The following is a 24,118-nucleotide window of genomic DNA, read 5'->3' as shown; positions in this document are numbered from 1 at the left end:
CTAGCATCCCCGGCGATGCTGCGACGACGTGCCCTGCCCCTGCTGCCGAGCCTGTGCGCCGCCGTCGCGCTGGCCCTGGCCGTCGCGCCGGGCGGCGTCGCGGCGCTGCCGGACGCCCCCCTGCCGGAACGGGCCGCGCCGGCGGCGGTGCCGCTGCTGGCCGAGCCGCGCTTCGAGACCGTCGGCATCGACGCCCCGGTGCCGCTCAACGTGATCTCCGCGCTGGCGCAGGACCGCGCCGGCTTCCTGTGGATCGGCACCGGCGCCGGCCTGGTGCGCTTCGACGGCTACCACTTCCGCCAGCCCGGCGCGCCGCTGGAGAACGGCGTGCGGTCCGCCCGCAGCCTGGGCTTCATCCGCTGCCTGCTGGTGGCGCGCGACGGCCGCCTGTGGATCGGCACCGAGGCCGACGGCCTGGCCGCCTACGACCCGCAGAGCGAGAAGCTCTCGCTGTTCCGCTCCGACGCCAGCCCGCAGCAGCCGCAGGGCGCGGTGTCGGCCGGCACGATCCGCGCGCTGGCCGAGGACCGCGACGGGCAGCTGTGGATCGGCACGATCGGCCACGGCCTGGACCGTTACGACCCGGTCGAGGGCCGCTTCCAGCACTTCCGCCACCAGCCCCGGCAGGCCGGCAGCCTGCCCGACGACCGGGTCCAGTCACTGGCGATCGACCGCGAGGGCTCCTTGTGGGTCGGCACCTGGCGCGGCCTGGCGCGCAAGCGCGCCGGCGCCGACGCCTTCGAGCCGGTGTTCTCGACGCCGGGCCGTCCCGGCCTGGCCGGCAAGATCGTGCTCAGCCTGTTCGAGGCGCCCGACGGCCGGCTCTGGGCCGGCACCCAGCAGGGCGACCTCGCGCTGATCGATCCGAAGACCGGCGAGGGCCGGATGCTCGAGCGCGCCGAGGACGCCATCCACGGCTCGGTGAACAGCTTCGTCGCGGTGGATGAACGGCATGTCTGGCTGGGCCGCAACGGCGGGCTGGAGTTGCGCGCGACGGCCGACGGCGCACTGCTGCGGGTGATGAAGCACGATCCGCTCAATCGCGACAGCCTGGGCGGCAACGAGGTCCGCGCGCTGATGCGCGACCGCGCCGGCTGGATCTGGACCGGCGGCTACGGCGGCGGCCTGCAGCGCCACAACCCGGCCAACACCAGCACCTGGGTGCGCGGCCGCGACCCGGGCCAGCTGCCGCAGTTGGTCGACCCGAGCACGCGCGCGATGGTGCAGCTCGACACCGGCGAGATCTGGCTGGGCAGCAACGAAAGCGGCGTGACGGTGCTCGACGAGCAGCTGCGCTCGATCGCGACGCTGCGACCCGCGCCCGGCCAGCGCGGCGGGTTGTCGGGCGGACGCATCTCCAGCCTGGTCCAGATGAAGGACGGCAGCGTCTGGCTGGGCAGCGACGGCGGCCTGCACCAGTACACCCGCGACCGCCAGCTGCTGCGCGTCATCCAGGCCGGCACCGGTCGCGCGCGGCGGCTTCTGGCGGGCCGCGACGGCACGCTCTGGATCGGCACGCAGGACGGGCTCTATCGGCTGCCGCCGGACGCCGGCCCGCAGGCCGCGCCGGAGCGCCTGCGCCAGGACGGCGGCCAGCCGCTGACGGGCGACGTCAACGCCCTGTCCGAGACCGCCGACGGCGGCCTGTGGGTCGGCACCGAGAAGGGGCTGTACCGGTTCGCGCCGGGCGCCAGGGAACTGATCGCGGTGCGCGCCCAGCCGGGGCACGACCTGAGCCATCACTCCATCGTCGGCCTGCTGGTCGATTCGCGGCAGCGCCTGTGGGTGGACACCGCGTCCGGCCTGCACCTGCTGGCGCGCTGGGACGGCCGCGAGGCGGCGTTCGAGCGCATCAGCGAGAAACACGGCGTGATCGGCCGGGCCTTCGGCGCCAACCTGCTCGAGGACCGCGACGGCCGCATCTGGACGCAGAGCTTCGTCTACGACCCGGCCAAGGACAGCTACTACGAGCTGACCAGCGCGGATGGCGTCGACATCGGCACCGGCTGGTTCCGCGCCTACCTGAAGACGCGCGACGGGCGCCTGCTCTTCGGGGGCAGCAAGGGCGTGCTGGTGGTGACGCCGGAGCGCTTCGAGGCCTGGACCTACCAGCCGGCGCTGGTCGCGACCGAGTTGCGGGTCGACGGCCAGCGCCTGGGCGCGGGCCGCCTGCCGGAGGAAGGACTGACCCTGACCGCGAGCAACCGCAGCTTCAGCGTCGAGTTCGCCGCGCTCGACTTCAGCGAGCCGCAGCGCAACCGCTACGCCTATCAGCTCGAGGGCTTCGATCCGGAATGGATCAGCACCGGCGCCGACCTGCGCGTGGCGGTCTACACCAACCTCGATCCCGGCCGCTACCGGCTGCGGGTGCGCGGCACCAACCGCAACGGTGTCTGGAGCCCGCTGGAGCTCAGCATCCCGGTGCGCGTGCTGCCGGACTGGTGGCAGACCTGGTGGGCCCGCACGCTCGGCGGCGCGGCGCTGATCGCGCTGGTCTATGCGCTGGTGGCGCTGCGCACGGCCTACCTGCGGCGCTCGCAGCTGGCGCTGGAGATCAAGGTGAAGGCCCGCACCGCGGAGCTGGAACGGCTCTCCGCCGACCTGCAGGCCAAGAGCGTGGCGCTGGAAGAGTCCAGCCTGTCGGATCCGCTCACCGGCCTGCGCAACCGGCGCTTCCTGACGCAGCACATCGAGGCCGACGTGGCGCTCGCGGTGCGTCGTCACGAGCAGGCGCGCGACGACGGCTATGCGCCGCCCGACGATGGCGACCTGATCTTCTTCCTGCTCGACCTCGACTTCTTCAAGGCGCTCAACGACCGTCTCGGCCACGCGGCGGGCGACACGGTCCTGCAGCAGATGCGCGGCCGCCTGACCGCCGTGTTCCGCGAGGCCGACTACCTGGTCCGCTGGGGCGGCGAGGAGTTCCTGATCGTGGCGCGCGGCACCTCCCGCCGGCATGCGGCCGAGCTCGCGGAGCGCGCGCGGCTGCAGGTCAGCGGCGCGCCCTTCGAGCTCGGCGAGGGCCGACAGGTGGACGTCACCTGCTCGGTCGGCTTCGCGGCCTTCCCGCTGTCGCCGGCGCTGCCGCGCGCGCTGGACTGGGCCGCGACGGTGGCCCTGGCCGACGAGGCGCTGTATGCGGTCAAGCGGGCCGGGCGCAACGGCTGGGAAGGCGTGACCGGCATCGCCGGGGCCGTTCATGGTGTCGACGTCGCGGGCGGTGTCGCGGGGGGCGTGACGGACCTCGAGGGCGCATTGCGCCAGCGTTCGCGCGGATCGATGGCAGACTGGCTGGCCAGCGGCGACCTGAAGGTCGTGCGCTCTTCGCCGCCGGCCGATGCCGGAGCCGCCGTCGCGCGGCCGATCGACGCCGGCAAGTCCTGACCCTGGACGCTCGGCCACGCTGGTCCCCCAAGGGCGGACCCGCCAATTGCCGAGCGCTGGATGAGAACGGCACGAGCGTGGCAAATGGCGCTCCCGCCGAGTGCCGATGACCGGCAATCGGTAAAGCCGACAAGTAAAGGCTGCCAGCGCCTGCCCCGGCTTCGCTCCATGGCGACCGGAATGGCCCGATGATCGGGGGCTTCCCCCGGCCGGATTGGCCGCCGTCCACGAATCGAGGAGAACCTTCGTTTTGATGAACGACCTTGCGAACTTCCTGCAGTTCAGCGCCTGGCCGCCGCGCCCGGACTGGCTGTTCTGGGCCTCGCTGACCATGGTGGCCGCCGGCGTGCTCGGCGAATTCGTGAACCGCCGCCTGGGCCTGCCGCGCGTCGTCGGCTACAGCGTCGTCGGCATGATCCTGGCGGCGCTGGGCCATGGCATCTTCGCCAACGGCGCGCTGGACGCGCGCTTGCGGCTCGTGGTCGATTTAGCGCTCGCGCTGCTGCTGTTCGAGATGGGCTCGCGCGTGAACCTGCGCTGGCTGCGTAACAACAAGGCGCTGCTCGGCGCCAGCGCGGCCGAGGCCGTGGTCAGCTTCGTCGTCGTCGGCTACGGCCTGACGCTGCTGGGCGTGAGCCCGCTGGTGTCCATCAGCTGCGCGGTGCTGACGATGGCCTCGAGCGCCGCGGTCGTCGGCCGCGTCGGCGCCGAGCTGCGCGCGGCCGGCCAGGTCAGCGAACGCATGCTGGCGCTGACCTCGTTGAACACCATCTACGGCGTGCTCGCGCACAAGCTGCTGCTGGGCTGGCTGGCGCTGGACCAGAAGGGCGACTGGCTCGAGGCCGTCGCGCAGCCGCTGTATGCCTTCGTCGGGTCAGTGATCGTCGCGGCGCTGCTGGCGCGGCTGACGGCGGGCCTGATGCGGCGACTGGACCTGCGCAACGAGAACTCGGTGCTGATGCTGCTGGGCCTGGTGCTGGTGGCGCTGAGCGTGGCGCGGGTGCTGAATCTGTCCACGCTGCTGGTGCCGCTGCTGGCCGGCATGATCCTGCGCAACACCACCGAGCGCCCCTGGGTCTGGCCGCGCCACTTCGGCACGGCGGGCGGCGTGCTGGTGCTGATGCTGTTCGTGGCGGTCGGTTCCGCCTGGACGCTGCAGGCGCTGGCCGCGGGTGCGGTGCTGGCGCTGGCCCTGCTGCTGCTGCGCCTGGTGGCTAAGGCGATCGCCCTGACCGGCATGGCGCGGCTGAGCGGCATCGACACCCGCCAGGGTGTCGCGCTGGCGGTGTGCCTGAGCCCGGTGTCGGGCACGATGCTGGTGCTGTTCAGCGAGGTGCAGCTGCATCACCCGCAGACCGCCGCGCTGCTGGCGCCGGTCATCCTGTCGACGATCGCGCTCATGGAGCTGGTCGGACCGATCGCCGTGCAATGGGGCCTGCGCCTGGCCGGCGAGCATCACCCTGAAACCCCTGTGAAGGAGGCTGCGAAGCGATGAGCCTCGAACCATTCGCCACATCCAAGCCCTTGACGATGGGCGTGGAGCTGGAGCTCCAGATCGTCAACCGTCACGACTACGACCTGATGCCGGGGTCCAAGGACCTGCTGCGCGTGATGAAGGGCGAGACCCTGCCCGGCGATGTCACGCCGGAGATCACCGACTCGATGATCGAGCTCTGCACCAACGTCTGCACGAACTACGAGCAGGTGCTGGAGCAGCTGACGATCACCCGCGACGCGCTGGTGCGCAGCGCCGACAAGCTCAACCTCGGCCTGTCGGGCGGCGGCACGCATCCCTACCAGCACTGGAGCAAGCAGCGCATCTTCGACAAGCCGCGCTTCCAGGAGATCTCCTCGCTCTACGGCTACCTGAGCAAGCAGTTCACCGTCTTCGGCCAGCACGTGCACATCGGCTGCGAGGGGCCGGACCACGCGCTGCGGCTGCTGCACGGACTCTCGCGCTTCATCCCGCACCTGATCGCGCTGTCCGCGTCCTCGCCCTACGTGCAGGGCAACGACACCGGTTTCCATTCGGCGCGGCTGAACTCCGTGTTCGCGTTCCCGCTGTCGGGGCGCGCGCCCTTCGTGCTGACCTGGGACGACTTCCTGGTGTTCTTCGAGAAGATGACGCACACCGGCGTCGTGAAGAGCATGAAGGACTTCTACTGGGACATCCGGCCCAAGCCCGAGTACGGGACGATCGAGGTGCGGGTGCTCGACACGCCGCTGACGATCGAGAAGGCCTCGGCGCTGGCAGCGCTGATCCAGTGCCTGGCGCGGTGGATCTCGCACGATCACCCCTTCGCGCTGCATGAGGACGACTACCTGCCCTACACCTTCAACCGTTTCCAGGCCTGCCGCTTCGGATTGGACGGCACCTTCGTCGACCCGAAGAGCGGCGAGCACCGCAGCCTGCGCGAGGACCTGAACGTCACGCTGCATGCGCTGGAGCCGCACGCGGTGGCGCTGAAGGCCGAGCCGGCGCTGCGCTACGTGCGCGAGGAGATGCGCTGGCAGGGCAACGACGCGACCTGGGCGCGCGGCGTGGTGGAGAAGGAGCAGTTGCTCAACGAGCTGGTGCGCCAGCAGTGCGAGCGCTGGGCCGGTCGGCCGGTGGCGAACGCGCGCTGAGCGCCGGCCCTCACCGAGGTGAGGGCCGCGTGTTCCTGAATGCCTGGGGACCGCCGTGGCGGGGCGGATCAGCGAGCTGTCGTCGCGTTCGCGTGTCGCTTCACCACGGCCTGAAGCGCTTTCCACGAAGTCTCATCGGCGAAAAAGCTTCGCGGGAGAAAGTACGCGCACAGCGGCGTGTAATAAAGCAGGACCAGTTGATCATCGATCTTGTATCCCGTGATCTTGGTCCACGGCAGCTCGGCGGTCACAAACTCAGTCTTCAATCGCAGGCCGGCGGTCCCGACCTCTCCGCTGGTCCGGCCTTGCAGCTTGAGGTGGGACTTCCACTGCCAACGCTCGACCGCCTTGATCGCCCAGGCGGCGATCAGCAGCAACAGTCCCATAGGCAAGAGCTGGAATACGAATTCGCCTGGATCGTTGCGGGCGGCGTCGATGTCGATGTTCCAGAACATCAGGACCGGAAACGCGATCGTCCAGATGAATGCTGGCCGGCCCCACCACGGCAACAGGCGGCGCCGGACATGGCGATATTCGGGCCAAGTGATTTCGCCTTCGAAGCGAACGGGCTCATTTCCCATTGAGTTCTTCCAACTGATCCGGCGAACCCACGTTCGCCCAGGGCCCGGTGTAGAGCTCCGCGGTCACCGCGCGCGCCTGGATCGCGCGGTCCAGGCTGACGCGGATGCGCTGGTGCTCTCCTGGCTGCACGCCGTCGAAGAAGGCGCGCTTGTAGAGGCCGATGTTGCTGTAGACCTCGAGGTTGCCGTCGATCGTCGCGAAGCCGGCCGCGTCGATGCCGAAGTCTCCGGTCGGATGGCGCGGCTGCTTCGGCACGAACCACAGGTGCGCCAGCAGCGGGCTCTCGGCGAAGGCCGCGGCCTGGGCCGGATCGAAGACGAAGTCGGGGATGAAGATGTCGGCCGAGACTGCCCAGAAGGCCTCGCCGCCGTCGGCGCACAGCGGGTCCAGTGCCGTCGCGATGCCGCCGCCGGTCTCGAGTGCGCGGCCGTAGCGCGCGCCTTCATGGCTGTAATGCAGCCGCAGGCCCCAGCGCGCGCCGTTGCCGAGCGTCGCCTCGAACTGCTCGTGCAGCCAGGCGGTGTTGATGACGATGTCGCGGATGCCGGCGCGGGCGAAGGCCTCGATGTGCCATTCGATCAACGGCTTGCCGCGCACTTTCAGCAGCGGCTTGGGCGTGTGGTCGGTCAACGGCCGCATGCGCTCGCCGCGCCCGGCCGCGAGGATCATGGCTCGCATCGATTCACCAGAAAAATTAGCCGGCGAGTTTAAAGCGCTCCCCTCTAGTGACCCGCCGCGGAGTCGCTTTGGGATGCTCCGCTAGGCGCGAACCGGAGCCATAGCGCGGCTATGGCGAGGATTCGCAACAACGCGGAGCGCCCAAAGCGGCTCCGCGGCGGGTCACTAGAATGCCGGGTTTGCCCTTCACCCCGCCGAGACCCCACCATGGCCGACACCGCCGCAGCTGCCGCTTCCACCCCGAACACCACCCAGATGGCCAACGCCATCCGTGCCCTGGCGATGGACGCTGTCCAGCAGGCCAACTCCGGTCACCCGGGCGCCCCGATGGGCATGGCCGAGATCGCTGTCGCGCTGTGGAAGCGCCACCTGCGCCACAACCCGGCCAACCCGCTGTGGCCTGACCGCGACCGCTTCGTGCTGTCCAACGGCCACGGCTCGATGCTGATCTACGCGCTGCTGCACCTGACCGGCTACGACCTGCCGATCGCGGAACTCAAGGCCTTCCGCCAGATGCACTCCAAGACGCCGGGCCACCCGGAAGTGGGCATCACCCCGGGGGTGGAGACCACCACCGGCCCCCTCGGCCAGGGCATCACCAACGCCGTCGGCCTGGCGCTCGCGGAAAAGCAGCTGGCCAAGGAATTCAACCGCGACGGCCACACCATCGTCGACCACCACACCTACGCGTTCCTGGGCGACGGCTGCCTGATGGAAGGCATCAGCCATGAAGCCTGCTCGCTGGCCGGCTCGTGGAAGCTGAACAAGCTGATCGCGATCTACGACGACAACGGCATCTCCATCGACGGCCAGGTCGGCCCCTGGTTCGGCGACGACACCGCCAAGCGCTTCGAGGCCTACGGCTGGAACGTCGTCGGCCCCGTCGACGGCCATGACGTGGACGCGGTCGACGCCGCCATCGCGCTGGCCAAGACCAGCAAGGACAAGCCCTCGCTGATCATCGCCAAGACCCACATCGGCAAGGGCAGCCCGAACCGCGCCAACACCTCCAAGGCCCACGGCGAGCCGCTCGGCGCCGAGGAAATCAAGCTGACCCGCGAGGTGCTGGGCTGGTCGCACGAGCCCTTCGTGCTGCCCGCCGAGGTCTACGCCGACTGGGACGCCAAGGCCGCCGGCACCGCGGTGGAAACCGCCTGGGACGACAAGTTCGAGGCCTATGCCACCGCCTTCCCCGAGCTGGCCGCCGAGTTCTCGCGCCGCATCGCCGGCGTGCTGCCGCCCAACTTCGCCGACGTCGCGGCGCAGGCCGTCATCGGCGCGCACGACAAGGCCGAAACCGTCGCCTCCCGCAAGGCCAGCCAGCTGGCGCTGGAAGCCTTCACCGCCGCGCTGCCCGAGCTGCTGGGCGGCTCGGCCGACCTGACCGGCTCCAACCTGACCAACACCAAGAGCACGCCCGCCTTCCGCCTGGAAGCCGACGGCAGCTCCAACGGCGGCCGCCACATCAACTACGGCGTGCGCGAGTTCGGCATGGCCGCGATCATGAACGGCGTCGCGCTGCACGGCGGCTTCATCCCTTACGGCGGCACCTTCCTGACCTTCAGCGACTACAGCCGCAACGCCATCCGCATGGCCGCGCTGATGAAGCTGCGCGTGATCCACGTGTTCACGCACGACTCCATCGGCCTGGGCGAGGACGGCCCGACGCACCAGTCCGTCGAGCATGTGTCCAGCCTGCGCCTGATCCCCGGCCTGGACGTCTGGCGTCCGGCCGACACGGCGGAAACGGCCGTCGCCTGGACCATGGCCCTGGCCAACGCCCAGCGCCCGAGCGCGCTGGCGCTGAGCCGCCAGAACCTGGTCTACCTGAAGAAGTCGGGCGAGGCCGTCGACGCCATCACCAGCGGCGGCTACGTGCTGAGCGAACCGGCCGACATCGGCCTGAAGAAGAAGGCGCAGGCGGTGCTGATCGCCACCGGCTCGGAAGTGCAGCTGGCCATCGCGGCGCAGCAGCAGCTGGCCGTGGCCGGCATCCCGGTGCGCGTGGTTTCGATGCCTTGCACCAGCCTCTTCGACCGCCAGGACGCCAAGTACAAGCAGAGCGTGCTGCCGGACGGCCTGCCGCGCGTGGCCATCGAGGCTGGCGTGACCGACCTGTGGTGGAAGTACGGCGTCTCGGCCGTGGTCGGCCTGGACACCTACGGCGAATCGGCCCCGGCCAACGTGCTGTTCAAGCACTTCGGCTTCACGCCGGAGAACGTCGCCGACACCGTCAAGGTGGTGCTCGGCAAGGCCCGGCTGAAGGGCTGATCGGCGCCCCGGGCCCAAGTGGGTCCCGTCGTCTCCCTCGAAGGGGTGCCTCTGGCACCCCTTTGTCGTTTCCACCCATCGGAGGCCGCCGAGTCCCCTGTTTCCTGACGGCCGCTTCACGCCGCCGCGCCTAGACTGCCCGCGCCCGCCAGCGACCCGCCCCACGAGCCGGCGCGCGGGCCCAGGGACAGGACAACACGGAGGACTCCCATGACTCGATCTCGTCTGGCCGCCACGGCCCTGCACGGCCTGCTCGCCGCCTTGATCGCGCACGGGCCGGCACGGGCCCAGCAGAACGACATCTCGCCGCTTCCCGTCGACCCGGCCACCAGCCCGCTGCGCTGCCTGCAGCAGCCCGAGGCCCCGCTCGAGTACCCCGCCGAGGCGCGCCGCCTGCAGTTGGACGGCACCGTGCGCGTCGGCCTGGCGTTCACGGCGCCGGACCGGCCGCCGGAGGTCGAGGTCCTCGCCCGCTTCGCCGACGAGCGCTTCGTCAACGCGGTGCGCGAGCGCGTCGCCGCCTACCGCCTGCCCTGCCAGGCCGCCGCCCGCGGCACGGTGCGCGCGGTGCAGACCTTCGTCTTCCGCCTGCGGGAGCCGGTGCCGGTGCGCTGGTCCCAGCCGGTCGAGCTCCAGGACACCGACCGCGCCCGCGCGCTACGCGCCTGCCTGCGCACGCCGGACGACCAGCTGCAGGTCAATGCCTCGCGCTTCGACCAGAAGACCGTCGGCAACGTGATGGTCCGCATGACCTTCACCGCCCCGGACCAGCCGCCCGAGGTCCAGGCCCTGTACGCCTCCACCAGCGGCAACACGCAGGACGCGATCCTCGACCGCGCCCGCAGCTACCGCCTGCCCTGCCTCTCGGCCGAGGACCGGCCGATGAGCTTCGTCCAGCACTTCATCTACCGCAAGCACGACGCCGGCCGCGCCAGCTTCAAGGACGAGGTCACGCTGGGCGAGTTCCTGTCCAACATCAAGGGCATCCGCCAGCAACAGGCCGAGTTCGACTTCAACACGATGAACTGCCCGTTCACCGTCGCCTGGACGCTGGGCAAGCCGGCGCTGGCCAACCGCGTCGGCGAGATCGGTACCGAGCGCGACCCCAACCGCGCCGAGTTCCTGGCCTGGCTGGCCGGCCTGGAGATGGACCTGACGCCGGATCGCTTCGAGCACCTGCTGGGCCGCATGGTCAAGATCAAGGTCGCCTGCGGCACGCTGCGCCTGCAGCCGGCCACGACGGCGGCCGCCGCGCCCCTGGCGCCGTGATGTAACCGCGCGGTTCCGCGCGGTGAAACCCGGTAACCCGTTCGAAACGAGTGGGCGCGCCGATCTGTTCAAATCGTGCGTTTCCGGCGCCCGCGCCCGGTCCTCGTGCCGGGCCTCGCGGATGCACCGACCGAACACCTCCGCGGCACGACGTCCACTGGCTGGGCGACGCGCCCATGACGTCATCGATTCATTTCACTCGCAGGAGACTTTCCTCATGACCATCAAGATCGGTATCAACGGCTTCGGTCGCATCGGCCGCATGGTGTTCCGCGCCGCTGTGGCGAACTTCAAGGACATCCAGATCGTCGGCATCAACGACCTGCTGGAGCCGGACTACCTGGCCTACATGCTGAAGTACGACAGCGTGCACGGCCGCTTCGACGGCGATGTGGCGGTCGACGGCAACACCCTGATCGTCAACGGCCAGCGCATCCGCCTGACCCAGGTCAAGGATCCCGCCGAGCTGAAGTGGAACGAGGTCGGCGCCGACATCGTCGTCGAGGCCACCGGCCTGTTCCTGACCAAGGAAACCGGCGAGAAGCACCTGGCCGCCGGTGCCAAGAAGGTCATCATGTCGGCCCCGTCCAAGGACGACACGCCGATGTTCGTCTACGGCGTCAACCACACGACCTACGCCGGCCAGGCCATCATCTCCAACGCCAGCTGCACCACCAACTGCCTGGCCCCGCTGGCCAAGGTGCTGAACGACAAGTGGGGCATCAAGCGCGGCCTGATGACCACCGTGCACGCCACCACCGCCACGCAGAAGACCGTCGACGGCCCGTCCAACAAGGACTGGCGCGGCGGCCGCGGCATCCTCGAGAACATCATCCCCAGCTCCACCGGCGCCGCCAAGGCCGTGGGCGTGGTGATCCCCGAGCTCAACAAGAAGCTGACCGGCATGTCCTTCCGCGTGCCGACCTCCGACGTCTCGGTCGTCGACCTGACCGTCGAGCTCAACAACGAGGCCTCCTACAAGGAGATCTGCGCCGAGATGAAGGCCCAGAGCGAAGGCGCCCTGAAGGGCGTGCTGGGCTACACCGAGGACAAGGTGGTCGCCACCGACTTCCGCGGCGACCCGCGCACCTCGATCTTCGACGCCGAAGCCGGCATCGCCCTGGACGGCACCTTCGTCAAGCTGGTGTCCTGGTACGACAACGAGTGGGGCTACTCGAACAAGGTGCTGGAGATGGTCAAGGTCGTCGCCAAGTAAGCGATCCTGGCTTTGCCCCGAAGCCCCGCCCCGGCGGGGCTTTTCTTTTGCGCAACGTCGTTCGCATCCCCGATACGAACCGTCACAAGCACCCTCGGCGCTGGCGCGATCTGGCGTGAGAAATCCCCCATCGGTAATGCTCTGCTGCGAATGTGTCAGGGGATTAGTGATTTCTCGGTGATGGCCACCCTAAACTGGTTAGCCCAGTTTTGTGGAGCCGTCGCATGTCCGTGCTGTCTTTGCCCAAGCGCCTGGCCGCTGCCGTGGCCGTGTTCGGGTTGTTCGGAGCTGGCGGCGCCAGCGCGGTGACCGGGACGGCGGTCCGCCCCGACCAGCAGCCCGATTTCGCCCGGGTGATCGTGCGCTTCAAGGCCCAGGCCGACGCGGTGAAGGCGCGCCCGCTGGCGACGCGGGTGACGGCCTCCGAGGCCCGGGACGTCGCCCAGGTCCGCGGCACGACGCTGGGGCTGCGCCATGCCGCGTCCCTGCATGCCCGCCTCAGCCTGGACAGCCGCACCCACGTCTACACCGCCAGCGGCATGAGCTCGGCCGAGCTGGCGCGCCGGCTGGCCCAGGACACCGAGGTCGAGTCGGTCGAGGTCGACCGCTGGTGGCGGCATTTCTCGGTGCCCAACGATCCGCTGTACGCCACCGCCGCCTCGGCGGGCGTCACCGCCGGCCAGTGGTACCTGAAGGCGCCGGACGCGACGGTGGTCTCCTCGATCAACGCGCCTGCGGCCTGGGACCGGGCGACCGGCACCGGCGTCGTCGTCGCGGTGCTGGACACCGGCGTGCGCTTCGATCATCCCGACCTGAGCGGCCAGTTCGTCGGCGGCTATGACCTGGTGGGCTACAACCAGGGCGGCACGGCGACCTCCACCCAGATCGCCGCCGCCAACGACGGCAACGGCGCCGACAGCGATGCGAGCGATCCCGGCGACTGGGTCAGCCAGGCCGACATCGACTCGGGCGCGCTGGGCAGCACCTGCACGTCCGACGACATCGGCAACAGTTCCTGGCACGGCACGCGGGTATCGGGCCTGATCGCGGCGCTCACCAACAACGGCCAGGGCATGGCCGGCCTGGCCTACAACGCGAAGATCCTGCCGGTGCGGGTGCTGGGCAAGTGCGGCGGCTGGGCCTCCGACATCGCCGCGGGCATGCGGTGGGCGGCCGGCGTGGACGTGCCGGGCCTGCCGACGAATCCCAACAAGGCCAAGGTGATCAACCTGAGCCTGGGCGGCGACGGCAGCTGTGGCTCGACCTACCAGGACGCGATCAACGCTGCCTACAACGCGGGCGCGACGGTCGTGGTGGCGGCGGGCAACGGCGTCGAGAACGACGACCCGACCAAGGAAGGCGGCATCGCCGTCGGCACGCCGGCCAACTGCAACAACGTCATCGCGGTGGCCGGCCTGCGGCATGTGGGCACCAAGGTCGGGTTCTCCAACCTCGGCCCGCAGGTGACGATCAGCGCGCCCGGCGGCAACTGCGTCAACACCACCGCCGGCAGCACCTGCCTGTATCCCATCCTGTCGACCAGCAACGTCGGCACGACGACGCCGGTGGCGGGCAGCGGCGCGTTCAACTACATCGGCACGGGCACCAGCTTCTCGACGCCGCTGGTCAGCGCCACCATCGCGCTGATGCTGTCGAGCAATCCGGCGCTGACGCCGGCGCAGATCAAGGCGGCGCTGCAGAGCTCGGCCCGCGCGTTCCCGACGGCGAGCGGCGTCGCGCAATGCGTGGCCGGCAACAGCGCGCAGCCGCAGCTCGAGTGCAACTGCACGACCAGCACCTGCGGCGCCGGCATGCTGGACGCGAATGCCGCGGTCGCCGCGGTCGCGCCGACGACCAATACGCCCACGACGCCCACGACGCCGACCGAACCCTCGTCGGGCGGTGGTGGCGGCGGTGGCGCGATGAGCGCCTTCTGGCTGGCCGCGCTGGTGCTGGCGATCGTGGCGCTGCGCTGGCCGAGGGCTGGCGTCAAAGGGCCCTCAACGCCCTAAAAGCCCTAAAGGTCCTGAGGGCCTCAACGCGCGGCGGCGCCCGAACCGGCTCCGTTGGTGGCGCTGGCGCCTGACCCGGCGGCGCTGGCCTCGGAGGCCGCCGTCGGCGCCTCGGCGGCGCAGTCCTTGCGCTTCTCGCCCCAGGGCGGGTTGGACAGCGCGTTCAGCTTGCCGATCTGCACGCCATCCAGGCGCGCCAGGCGCAGCGTCGTCTGCCGCAGCGGCTCCTGCAGCCGCAGCACGCGCAGGCCCTTGTAGTTGCGACGGGTCATCGCGTCGAGCGCCGCCTGCGCCGCCGCCTCGCTGTCGTGCTTGCTCAGCACCAGCGTCGGCTGCTCGTCGGGGAAGCCCTGCAGCGGCTCGAAGGCGATCCGGGCATTGCGGTAGGTCTCTTCCTTGCGCTCGCGGAAGTCCTTGCTGGGCATCTTGATCGTGGCCAGCGCCCACACGCCGCCGGTGTCGACCACGCGCGACTCGATCGCCGCGCCAGGCACGCCGGCCGAGGCCAGCGTCGCGTTCGCGCGCTTGAGCAGCTCGTCGCCGATCAGCGGTCCGAGCTCGACGCAGGTGCGCGTGGCCAGCTGCGTCACCGCCTGCTGGTTGAGCAGCGACAGGCGCTGCGGATTGACCTGCTGCTCCAGCCGCGGCGCGGTGGCGGCCGCCCCGCCGACCCAGCCCTTGTTCCACGCGAACACCAGCACATTGGCGACGAACAGCAGGACGACCGCGGCGCGCAGCATCGCGGCTTACCCCTGCGCGCCGGCGGACGCGCCGCCGAGTCGCACGCTCACCTCGCCGCCGCTGACCGTCTGGCGGCCCTGGGCGGTGTCGATCAGCAGTTCGCCGCGTTCGTTCACGCCGGCCCCGGTGCCTTCGAGCGCCCCGGCGGTGATCGCCTTGCCCTGCAGCAGGTCGCGCGCCGCGAAGCGCTCGCGCCAGGCACCGAAGCCCTCGCGCGGGAAGGCCGCCAGCGCCTTCACCAGCACCGGCGCCAGCCGCGCCAGCGCCTGCGGCGGGGTGATGTCGGGCAGCAGTTCCTGCAGGCAGGCGAAGCCGGTGTTGAGCTGCGACTCGGCCACCTTGGCGCGGTCCGACACGTTCAGCCCCACGCCGATCACCGCCATGCGCGACGACCCGGCGGGCACGGTCTCGATCAGGATGCCGCCGAGCTTGCGCTCGTCCAGCCACAGGTCGTTGGGCCACTTCAGGCCGAGCCGGCGGCCGTCGGGATCGAGCGCCTCGGCGATGGCCGCGCCGACCACCAGGGACAAACCCGACCAGTCCGCGATCTCCAGCGGCAGCGACAGCGAGAAGGTCAGCGACGCGCCGGCCGTGCTGTGCCAGCTGCGGCCCTGGCGACCGCGGCCATGGGTCTGGTGCTCGGCGATCAGCAGGCAGGGATGCAGGTCGTGCTGGCGGCGCCCGTAGGGACGATCGCCCGCCCGGCCGCCACCACCGCCGCCGCCGCCGCTGGCCGCGGCGCCTTCATCGCGCCGCACGCGCTCGACCAGGGTGGCGTTGGTCGATTCGACCCGCGCCAGCACCTCGATGCTGAGCCCCGGCAGCAGCGGCTCCAGGTCTTGCCAAAGGGCTTCGGCGCCCCAGTTCTGATGTTCTTGCATCGCCGCGAATGTGATCCTGCGATTCCCGTCTTGGTCTTCCCGGGCCGGTCGGTCCGGTGGTCGTGGATGGGCGGAGTCTAGAGGGAGACGCCCCCCTTCCGGGGGAGCGGCACCACGAATCGGTGGCTGTAGGACCTGACAGGGTCCCCCCGCCGCCCGTTCGGCGCCCGCTCGGCACCTTCCCGGCCGGGAGACCGATCCGCCCTCAGCGCCCCTTGGGCGCGAGCATCGTGCCGCGGCAGCCCGGCGTGCCGCAGCGGCACTCGAAACGCTTCTTCAGCTTGGGCGTATAGCGTTCCTCGATCACCAGACCATAGTCGTAGAACAGTTCCTCGCCCGGGTAAATGTCCGTCAATGCGTGGATGAACACCCGGCCCTTCTTCTCCCGCGCTTCGCAGTTGGGGGTGCAGGCGTGGTTGATCCAGCGCGCGCGGTTGCCGTCGACGGCGGCGTCGATGACCCCACCGGTCTCGAGGTGGAAGTAGAAGGTATGGTCCGGCTGCGACGGATCGTGGGGATGGCGGCGCAGCGCCTCGTCCCAGTCGATGCGCTCGCCCTTGTATTCGATGAGCTTCTCGCCCGCCTTCAGCGGCTCGACCGCGTAGACGCCGCGGCCATGCACGCCGGACGCCCGGACCTCGATCCGGGCGCTGCGCTTGCCCGGCTTGCCGGCCTTCCCGGACTTGTCCGCCTTGTCAGCCTTCTTCCCCTTGCCGGCCTTCTCCGCCTTCTCCGCCTTCTCCGCCTTCTCCGCCTTCTCCGCCTTCTCCGCCTTCCTGGCCTTCTTGCCCTTGCTGGCCTTGTCGGCCGGGACGGCGGCGGCGCCGGTCTCCGGAGCGGTGGGCGGGAGCTGCGAATCGGGACGCTGTTGCGGCATGGAGCGAGTCCGGTACATTGAATTCATGGGTGCGCGCGCGTGCACACACGTACGTAGGTGCGTGGGCGCGCGCGAGGCCGGATTGTAGGCAGGCGTTCACGAGGATTTCGGACGCCTGAACGAAGACGAAAGAAACAAGCGCATGAGCAAGGCATTGGTGATCGCGGAGAAGCCGTCGGTGGCGCAGGACATCGTCAAGGCGCTGACCCCGCTGTCGGGCAAGTTCGAGAAGCACGACGAATATTTCGAGAACGACGAGTACGTCGTCAGCTCGGCCGTCGGCCACCTGGTGGAGATCAAGGCGCCGGAGGAATTCGACGTCAAGCGCGGCAAGTGGAGCTTCGCCCACCTGCCGGTGATCCCGCCCCACTTCGACCTGAACCCGATCGACAAGAGCAAGGGCCGGCTCAACGCGCTGGTCAAGCTGATCAAGCGCAAGGACGTGACTTCGCTGATCAACGCCTGTGACGCGGGGCGCGAAGGGGAACTGATCTTCCGCCTGATCGTCCAGTACGCGGGCAGCGCCAAGGCGCAGGTGACCAAGCCGGTGAGCCGGCTGTGGCTGCAGTCGATGACGCCGCAGGCGATCCGCGAGGGCTTCGAACGCCTGCGCAGCGACCAGCAGATGCTGCCGCTGGCCGACGCCGCGCGCTGCCGCTCCGAGGCCGACTGGCTGGTGGGCATCAACGGCACGCGCGCGATGACGGCGTTCAACTCGCGCGATGGCGGCTTCTTCCTGACCACCGTGGGCCGCGTGCAGACGCCGACGCTGTCCATCGTCGTGGAGCGCGAGGAGAAGATCCGCAAGCACGTCTACCGCGATTACTGGGAGATCCGCGGCACCTTCGACGCCGAGGCCGGCCAGTACGAGGGCAAGTGGTTCGACCCCGCGTTCAAGAAGAACGCCGAGGACCCCGAGCAGCGCGCCGACCGCGTGTGGACGCAGGCCGAGGCCGAGGCCATCGCGGCCGCCGCCAAGGGCCAGCCCGCCACGGTGACCGAGGAATCCAAGCCCAGCACCACCGCCAGCCCCGGCCTGTACGACCTGACCACGCTGCAGCGCGAGGCCAACTCGCGCTTCGGCTTCTCGGCCAAGACGACGCTGGGCCTGGCGCAGGCGCTGTATGAGAAGCACAAGGTGCTGACCTATCCGCGGACCGACTCGCGCTACCTGCCGGAGGACTACCTGGGCGTGGCGAAGCAGACCGCCGAGATGATCGCCAGCGAGGACCTGCCCGGCCCGCTGCAGGCGCTCGCGCCGCACGCGCGCACGGCGCTGGACAAGGGCTACATCAAGCCGACGAAGAAGGTCTTCGACAACGCCAAGGTGTCGGACCACTTCGCCATCATCCCGACGCTGCAGCCCCCGCGCAGCCTGACCGAAGCCGAAGCCAAGCTCTACGACATGGTCGTCAAGCGCTTCCTGGCGGTGTTCTTCCCGCCGGCCGAGTTCCAGGTCACGACCCGCATCTCGACGGTGAAGACGGCGGCCAAGTCCTATGCGTTCCAGACCAACGGCAAGGTGCTGGTCAAGCCGGGCTGGCAGGCGGTCTACGGCAAGGAGGCCACCGACGAGAACGCCGAGCCGGGCACCAGCGGCGCGATGCTGGTGCCGGTGAAGACCGGCGAGGTGGTGCGCACCGAGGACACCGACGTCAAGGCGCTGGTGACCAAGCCGCCGGCGCGCTACACGGAAGCGACGCTGCTGTCGGCGATGGAAGGCGCGGGCAAGCTGGTCGACGACGACGAGCTGCGCGAGGCCATGGCCGAAAAGGGCCTGGGCACGCCGGCCACGCGCGCCGCGATCATCGAAGGCCTGCTGGCCGAGAAGTACATGCTGCGCGAGGGCCGCGAGCTCATCCCCACCGCCAAGGCCTTCCAGCTGATGACGCTGCTGCGCGGCCTGGGCGTGGAGGAGCTGACCAAGCCGGAGCTGACCGGCAACTGGGAGTTCCAGCTGTCCGAGATGGAGAAGGGGCGCCTGAAGCGCGAGGCCTTCATGGCCGAGATCGCCGCGATGACCGAGAAGGTCGTGCGCAAGGCCAAGGAGTACGACCGCGACACCATCCCCGGCGACTACGCGACGCTGAAGACCCCCTGTCCGAAGTGCGGCGGCGTGGTCAAGGAGAACTACCGCCGCTTCACCTGCACCGGCAGGAGCGGTGATGGCGAGGGCTGCGGCTTCTCCATCCCCAAGATCCCGGGCGGCCGCAGCTTCGAGCTGCACGAGGTCGAGGCCTTCCTGCGCGACAAGAAGGTCGGGCCGCTGGAGGGCTTCCGCTCCAAGGCGGGCTGGCCCTTCACGGCCGAGCTGGCGCTGGTCTTCGATGCCGAGATCGACAACTGGAAGCTGGAGTTCGACTTCGGCGAGGACGCGAAGAAGGCCGAGGAGAACGGCGAGCCGGTGGACTTCAGCGGGCAGACCTCGCTGGGCCATTGCCCCAAGTGCGGCGGCCGCGTCTTCGACTTCGGCAGCAACTACGTCTGCGAGCACGCGGTCGGCGACAAGGTCACCTGCGACTTCAAGAGCGGCAAGATCATCCTGCAGCAGCCGGTCGAGCCGGAGCAGGTGAGCAAGCTCCTGGCCACCGGCAAGACGGACCTGCTGGAGAACTTCGTCTCCAACAAGACGCGCCGCAAGTTCAAGGCCTTCCTGAGCTACGACAAGAAGGAAGGCAAGGTGGTGTTCGAGTTCGAGCCGCGCGCCGCCAAGACCGGCGCCAAGCCGGCCGCCAAGAAGGTCGCCGCCAAGAAGGCGACCGCGAAGGGCTGATCGACGGCTCCGCCGCGGCGCCGTGGCGTCACCGAACGACCCAGGGGCCCGACGGGCCACTTGTTCATGGCGGCACCTCAGCGCAGGAAAGCTTCGCCGGCCAGCACCGGCTGGTCGCGCAGCCGCGCGGCCATGTGGTCGATCAGCAGCCGCAGTGGCGCGGGCACGCGCCGGCCGGCGGCGTGCACCAGGTGCACCGGCGCGGCGGGGATCTCGTGGTCCGCCAGCACGATGCGCAGCCGCCCGGCCCGCACCGCCTCCGCCGCCTGGTAGACCTGACAGCGCGCCAGTCCCACGCCGGCTTCGGCCGCGGCGATGCCGGCCGCGCTGTCGTTGACCATCAGCGTCGGGGTCAGCGCCTGCGATCCCTCGCGGAAGCGCCAGGGCGTCATGCCCTGGCCATCGAAGTAGCCGGCCACGATGCGATGCCCCACCAGCTCACGCGGCGACCGCGGCTCGCCGGCCCGGGCGAGGTAGTCCGGCGACGCCACGATCACCCGCCGCATCGCGCCCACCGGCACCGCCGTCAGCCCCGAGTCCGGCAGGTGGGCGATCCGCACCGCCAGGTCCTGGGCCTCGTCCAGCAAGGACACGACGCGGTCGACCAGCAGCAGCTTCATCCGCATCCGCGGGTACTGCTGGAGGAACTCGGCCGCCAGCGGCGCGACATGCAGGCGCCCGAACATCGACGGCGCCGTCAGCGCCAGCAGCCCCGCCGGCTCGGCCTGCGCGCCGGCGACGGCCGCTTCCGACGCGTCGAGGTCGCCCAGGATGCGGCGGCAGTCGAGGAGGAAGCGCTCACCGGCCTCGGTCAGCCGCACCGAGCGCGTGCTGCGCTGGAACAGCTGCGCGCCCAGGCGCTGCTCCAGCGCCGCGATCGCGCGGGTGGCCGCCGGCGCCGAGCAGGCCAGCCGGCGCGCCGCGCCGGCGAAGCTCTGCGTATCGGCGACGGCGACGAAGCAGCGCAGGCGTTCCAGGTGGTCCATGGCGATTCGCCGTCCGGGCGGAACGGCGCTCATTATTTCGACAGCTGCAATTCTCAATGATCTCCTCCAGCCATTCCGGTCACGCGCCGCAATGGATACGGTAGAGGCCTTGCTGATCCACGATGGAGCCCGCTCGATGAATGCCTCTTCCCTCGCCGCAAGCTCTCCGGCTTCGACACCCATGGCCACGACCGCCGGCGCCGCGAGCGCCCCGGCCGCCCCGCTGCGCCTGCACCGCCTGGCCGCGTCGGGCCATTGCCACCGCGTCGAGCTGCTGCTGTCGCTGCTGGGCCTGCCCTACGAGGTGGTCGACCTCGACCTGCGCCGCGGCGACCAGCACCAGCCGGCCTTCCTCGCGCTGAACGCGCTGGCGCAGGTGCCGGTGCTGGAGGACGGCGAGCTCGTGCTGCCGGAGAGCAACGCGATCCTGGTCTACCTCGCGACCCGCTACGCCCCCGAGGCCGGCTGGCTGCCCCGCGACGCGGTCGAGGCCGCCTGGCAGCAGCGCTGGTTCAGCCTGTCGGTGAGCCTGCTCGGCCCGGGCGCGGCCTCGCCGCGCTACCGCGCGCTGACCGGCCAGCCGGTGGATCCGGCCTCACTGGCGCTGGGGCACCGGCTCTTCGCGCTCATCGAGGACCGGCTCGCCCGCGTCGCCTTCCTCGTGGCCGACCGGCCGATGCTGGCCGACCTCGCGTTCTACGGCTACACCTCGCAGGCGCCGATCGGCGGCGTGTCGCTGAGCGACTACCCGCGCCTGCGCGCCTGGCTCGCGCGCATCGAGGCGCTGCCTGGCTTCGTCCCGCTCACCGACCAGCTCTGAACGACGCCGGAGGCTCCCCATGGACAAGTCCTGGCACCCCGGCGAACAGACGCTGCAGGCGCGCGTCGGCATGCGCGAGCGCATGGCCGAGATCGGCCCGCAGGTGATCCGCGACCACATGCCGGACCAGCATCGCGAGCTCTTCGGCAAGCTGCCGACGATGCTGCTAGGCGCGCTCGACGCCGCCGGGCAGCCCTGGGCGACGATGCTGGCCGGCCCGCCGGGTTTCGTCGCGACGCCCGACGCGCGGACGATGACGATCACGACGGCGCTTGACGGGCAGGACCCGGCGCTGGCCGCGCTGCGCGCGCGCGGGCCGGGCGCGCCGCTCGGCCTGCTCGGCCTGGAGCCGCACACCCGGCGTCGCAACCGGATGAACGGCCGGCTCGCGGCGATGTCGGAAGGCGGGCTCGAGGTGGCCGTCGTGCAGAGCTTCGGCAACTGCCCGAAGTACATCCAGGCGCGCGACCCGCTGCGCTGGGACGACACGCCGCCGGCGCTGGCGCAGCCGCTGGGCGCGGCGCTCGATGCCCGCGCGCTGGCGCTGATCGAGGCCGCCGACACCCTCTTCATCGCCAGCGCCTCGGCGCCGGTGCCTGGCGACGGTCGCGCCGAGGGCGTGGACGTGTCGCATCGCGGCGGTCCGCCGGGCTTCGTCGCGGTGCAGCGGCGGCTGGATGGCGGAATCGAACTGCTGATCCCCGACTTCCCCGGCAACCGCTTCTTCATGACGCTGGGCAACCTGCTGCGCCATCCGCGCGCCGGGCTGCTGGTGCCGGACTACGCCGGCGGCGAGCTGCTCCACCTGGCGGCGGATGCGGAGATCGTCTGGCGGGACGACGCGCGCGGGCTGCGCCTGCGGGTCACCGCCGGCCTGCGCCGGCCGGGCGCGCTGCCGTGGCGCTGGAGCGCCGCGCAGCTCGCGCCGCAGTTCGAGCCGGCGCCCTAGCGGCGTCCGCGGCATCCGCGGCGGTGGCCGCAGCCCAGGCGCCGCGAGTGCCCGCGGCGCCCCTTTCGCGCGCCCTCGAATCGCAACCCGTGAAATCCTGGGGGCCGGTTCGTGCCTGCGTGCCGGGCGCGCTCCCGCATTTGCGCGACACTCGGCCGCAAACAACGTGCGAGTCAGGAGAGGGCATGCGGTCATGGGCCGATCGACGCTGAGCATCCAGACGCGGCTGGTGGCCGCGCTGAGCCTGAGCGCGACGGTGCTGGTGGGCTTGATCGGTCTGTACTGGGTCGACCGCCACGAGCACGAACTCAACGAGGCGCTGACCGAGCGCCAGCAGCGCATGGCGCAGCTGGTGGCGCGCGGCTTCGCGGAACCGGTCTGGAACCTGGACAGCGCGGCGCTGTCCGAGCTGCTGGACGCGGTGATGGCCGATCCCGAGGTCCAGTCCATCACCCTGGCCGCGCCCGGCCTGGAAACCCTGCAGCGCGCCCGCGAGACGCCGGCGGTGCGGCCGCTGACGCTGGAATTCGAACTCAGCCATCGCGCCGGCGCCCAGGGCGCGGCCGGGGCGCTCGGCCGCGCGACGCTGGTCTACACCCGCAGCTACATCGACCAGACGCTGGGCGAGACGCGCCGTCTGGTGGCCAGCCTGCTGGCCACGGTGCTGGCGGCGATCGCGCTGACCAGCTACGTGCTGGTGCGCCGCCTGGTGGAGCGGCCGGTCTCGCGCCTGCGCGGCCTGGCGCAGCGGGTGGCCAGCGGCGAGCTCGGCGCCCACATCCAGCCCGAGCATGCCGACGAGATCGGCGACCTGACCGACCAGCTCAACGCGATGAGCGCCAAGCTGCGCGACTTCGCCGAGGGCCTGCGCAGCAGCGAGCAGCGCTACCGCAGCCTGTTCGAGAACGCCGCCGAAGGCATCTTCCAGGCCGACGGCCATGGGCGGCTGCTGCGCGTCAACAAGGCGCTGGCCCACATGCTGGGACTGGGCCGGCCCGAGGACGCGCAGGGCGTCACGCTGCGGCGCGTGGTGCGCATCGAGCGCGACGAGTACCGGCGCCTGGCCCTCGCGCTGGAGCGCCACCGGCTGCTGCAGCAGGTGCCGCTGCTGGTGACCACGCGAGACGGACGCGACCTGTGGGTCGAGCTCAGCCTGCACCTGGTGCTCGACGGCGCGCCGCGCATCGAGGGCCTGGTCAGCGACATCACGCTGCGCCGGCTGGCGGAGCAGGAACTCACCCAGCATCGCGACCACCTCGAGGAACTGGTTACCGAGCGCACCGTCGAGCTGTCCCAGGCCAAGCAGCGCGCCGAGGCGGCGAACCAGGCCAAGAGCCGCTTCCTGGCGACGATGAGCCACGAGTTCCGCACGCCGCTCAACGCCATCCTCGGCTTCGCGCAGCTGCTGCAGATGGATGCCTCGCTCAGCGAGGCGCAGCAGCAACGCATCCGCCTGATGCGCGAGTCCGGCGAGCACCTGCTGGTGCTGATCACCGACCTGCTGGACGTCGCCAGCATCGAGGCCGGCAAGCTGACCCTGCAGCTCAGCCCGCTGGACCTGCGGGCGCTGCTCGAGATCTGCAGCGAATCGATGCGGCCGCGCGCCGCCGAGAAGGGCCTGGCCTTCGACGTCCACCTCGACGCGCAGCTGCCGACGCGGGTGCGCGCGGACGGCCAGCGGCTGCGCCAGGTGCTGCTGAACCTGCTGTCCAACGCGGTCAAGTTCACCGACCACGGCCGGATCGGGCTGTCGGTGGACGTCGTGGCCCAGGGCCCGAGCAGCCTGATGCTGCGCTTCACCGTCTCCGACACCGGCATCGGCATGGCGCGCGAGCAGATGGAGCGGCTGTTCCAGCCCTTCGAGCAGGTGGCGGACCTCTCGCGCCGCGCCGGCGGCACCGGCCTGGGCCTGGCGATCAGCCAGCAGCTCGTCCGCCTGATGGGCGGGGAGATCACCGTCCAGACCTCGGTGGACGAGGGCAGCCGCTTCAGCTTCGCGCTCGAGCTGCCGCTGGCCTCGTAGCCCAGCCCCCGGGTCCGCGGCCTCACGG

Annotated in this window: 17 protein-coding genes; 11 read left to right on the top strand and 6 right to left on the bottom strand. The window is 70.6% G+C overall.

Annotated features, from left to right (window positions below):
- Positions 1 to 15 precede the first annotated feature (15 nt).
- The 3 genes from BM393_RS19910 to BM393_RS19900 all read left to right on the top strand — a co-directional run bounded on the left by BM393_RS19910 (position 16) and on the right by BM393_RS19900 (position 6,012).
- Positions 16 to 3,384 (top strand): ligand-binding sensor domain-containing diguanylate cyclase, encoded by a 3,369-nt coding sequence (locus BM393_RS19910; protein WP_091730916.1) that lies wholly within the window; start codon positions 16 to 18, stop codon positions 3,382 to 3,384.
- Positions 3,385 to 3,637: 253 nt separating this feature from the next.
- Complete coding sequence (locus tag BM393_RS19905; protein ID WP_233218104.1) at positions 3,638 to 4,879, top strand: cation:proton antiporter; 1,242 nt, start codon at positions 3,638 to 3,640, stop codon at positions 4,877 to 4,879.
- Positions 4,876 to 6,012 carry a YbdK family carboxylate-amine ligase gene (locus BM393_RS19900; protein ID WP_091730910.1) on the top strand — a complete coding sequence of 379 codons (1,137 nt, stop codon included), beginning with the start codon at positions 4,876 to 4,878 and terminating at the stop codon, positions 6,010 to 6,012. Before BM393_RS19905 ends, BM393_RS19900 begins: the two co-directional genes overlap by 4 nt.
- A gap of 68 nt (positions 6,013 to 6,080) precedes the next feature.
- On the opposite strand, the gene BM393_RS19895 is transcribed toward BM393_RS19900, so the two are convergent.
- Together BM393_RS19895 and BM393_RS19890 are read right to left on the bottom strand one after the other, a co-directional pair.
- Complete coding sequence (locus tag BM393_RS19895; protein ID WP_091730906.1) at positions 6,081 to 6,593, bottom strand: YcxB family protein; 513 nt, start codon at positions 6,591 to 6,593, stop codon at positions 6,081 to 6,083.
- Entirely contained in the window at positions 6,583 to 7,272 is a 690-nt protein-coding gene (locus BM393_RS19890) for a nucleotidyltransferase family protein (protein WP_091730902.1), read from the bottom strand. The genes BM393_RS19895 and BM393_RS19890 overlap by 11 nt, the downstream gene beginning before the upstream one ends.
- Before the next feature lie 207 nt (positions 7,273 to 7,479).
- Here BM393_RS19890 and tkt point away from each other — a divergent pair, with 207 nt between their 5' ends.
- The 4 genes from tkt to BM393_RS19870 all read left to right on the top strand — a co-directional run bounded on the left by tkt (position 7,480) and on the right by BM393_RS19870 (position 14,040).
- Positions 7,480 to 9,543: a transketolase gene (gene tkt / locus BM393_RS19885; RefSeq protein ID WP_091730898.1), complete on the top strand. Its 2,064-nt coding sequence runs from the start codon at positions 7,480 to 7,482 to the stop codon at positions 9,541 to 9,543.
- A 210-nt stretch (positions 9,544 to 9,753) separates the two neighbouring features.
- On the top strand, positions 9,754 to 10,812 hold the full coding sequence (locus BM393_RS19880; protein WP_091730893.1) for a hypothetical protein: 1,059 nt from the start codon (positions 9,754 to 9,756) through the stop codon (positions 10,810 to 10,812).
- A gap of 217 nt (positions 10,813 to 11,029) precedes the next feature.
- A complete protein-coding gene (gap, locus tag BM393_RS19875; RefSeq protein ID WP_091730889.1) occupies positions 11,030 to 12,028 on the top strand; it encodes a type I glyceraldehyde-3-phosphate dehydrogenase in 999 nt (332 codons plus the stop codon).
- 224 nt (positions 12,029 to 12,252) lie between these two features.
- On the top strand, positions 12,253 to 14,040 hold the full coding sequence (locus BM393_RS19870; RefSeq protein WP_091730885.1) for a S8 family peptidase: 1,788 nt from the start codon (positions 12,253 to 12,255) through the stop codon (positions 14,038 to 14,040).
- A 23-nt stretch (positions 14,041 to 14,063) separates the two neighbouring features.
- Here the strand turns inward: BM393_RS19870 and BM393_RS19865 are convergent, their stop codons facing one another.
- From BM393_RS19865 to BM393_RS19855, 3 genes are all read right to left on the bottom strand, one after another.
- Positions 14,064 to 14,780 (bottom strand): hypothetical protein, encoded by a 717-nt coding sequence (locus BM393_RS19865; protein WP_091730881.1) that lies wholly within the window; start codon positions 14,778 to 14,780, stop codon positions 14,064 to 14,066.
- A 6-nt stretch (positions 14,781 to 14,786) separates the two neighbouring features.
- On the bottom strand, positions 14,787 to 15,662 hold the full coding sequence (locus BM393_RS19860) for a biotin--[acetyl-CoA-carboxylase] ligase (protein WP_091730879.1): 876 nt from the start codon (positions 15,660 to 15,662) through the stop codon (positions 14,787 to 14,789).
- Between the two features lie 205 nt (positions 15,663 to 15,867).
- On the bottom strand, positions 15,868 to 16,305 hold the full coding sequence (locus BM393_RS19855) for an SET domain-containing protein (RefSeq protein WP_254783533.1): 438 nt from the start codon (positions 16,303 to 16,305) through the stop codon (positions 15,868 to 15,870).
- A gap of 376 nt (positions 16,306 to 16,681) precedes the next feature.
- Between BM393_RS19855 and BM393_RS19850 the strand changes: the two genes are divergently transcribed.
- On the top strand, positions 16,682 to 19,312 hold the full coding sequence (locus BM393_RS19850) for a DNA topoisomerase III (RefSeq protein WP_091730873.1): 2,631 nt from the start codon (positions 16,682 to 16,684) through the stop codon (positions 19,310 to 19,312).
- A gap of 77 nt (positions 19,313 to 19,389) precedes the next feature.
- Here the strand turns inward: BM393_RS19850 and BM393_RS19845 are convergent, their stop codons facing one another.
- Complete coding sequence (locus BM393_RS19845; protein WP_091730870.1) at positions 19,390 to 20,298, bottom strand: LysR substrate-binding domain-containing protein; 909 nt, start codon at positions 20,296 to 20,298, stop codon at positions 19,390 to 19,392.
- Positions 20,299 to 20,479: 181 nt separating this feature from the next.
- Between BM393_RS19845 and BM393_RS19840 the strand changes: the two genes are divergently transcribed.
- From BM393_RS19840 to BM393_RS19830, 3 genes are all read left to right on the top strand, one after another.
- Complete coding sequence (locus tag BM393_RS19840; RefSeq protein ID WP_091730867.1) at positions 20,480 to 21,118, top strand: glutathione S-transferase family protein; 639 nt, start codon at positions 20,480 to 20,482, stop codon at positions 21,116 to 21,118.
- Positions 21,119 to 21,137: 19 nt separating this feature from the next.
- The gene (locus tag BM393_RS19835; RefSeq protein WP_091730864.1) at positions 21,138 to 22,067 is read left to right on the top strand and encodes a pyridoxamine 5'-phosphate oxidase family protein; all 930 of its coding nucleotides are present in this window, start codon (positions 21,138 to 21,140) and stop codon (positions 22,065 to 22,067) included.
- A gap of 193 nt (positions 22,068 to 22,260) precedes the next feature.
- On the top strand, positions 22,261 to 24,090 hold the full coding sequence (locus BM393_RS19830; RefSeq protein WP_091730860.1) for an ATP-binding protein: 1,830 nt from the start codon (positions 22,261 to 22,263) through the stop codon (positions 24,088 to 24,090).
- Positions 24,091 to 24,118 lie beyond the last annotated feature (28 nt).

The sequence above is a fragment of the Mitsuaria sp. PDC51 genome, assembly GCF_900113225.1.
In the GTDB taxonomy this organism is placed as follows: domain Bacteria; phylum Pseudomonadota; class Gammaproteobacteria; order Burkholderiales; family Burkholderiaceae_C; genus Roseateles.
The sequence above is the reverse complement of the archived record's forward strand: the minus strand, read 5'-3'. Positions and strand labels throughout refer to the sequence as shown.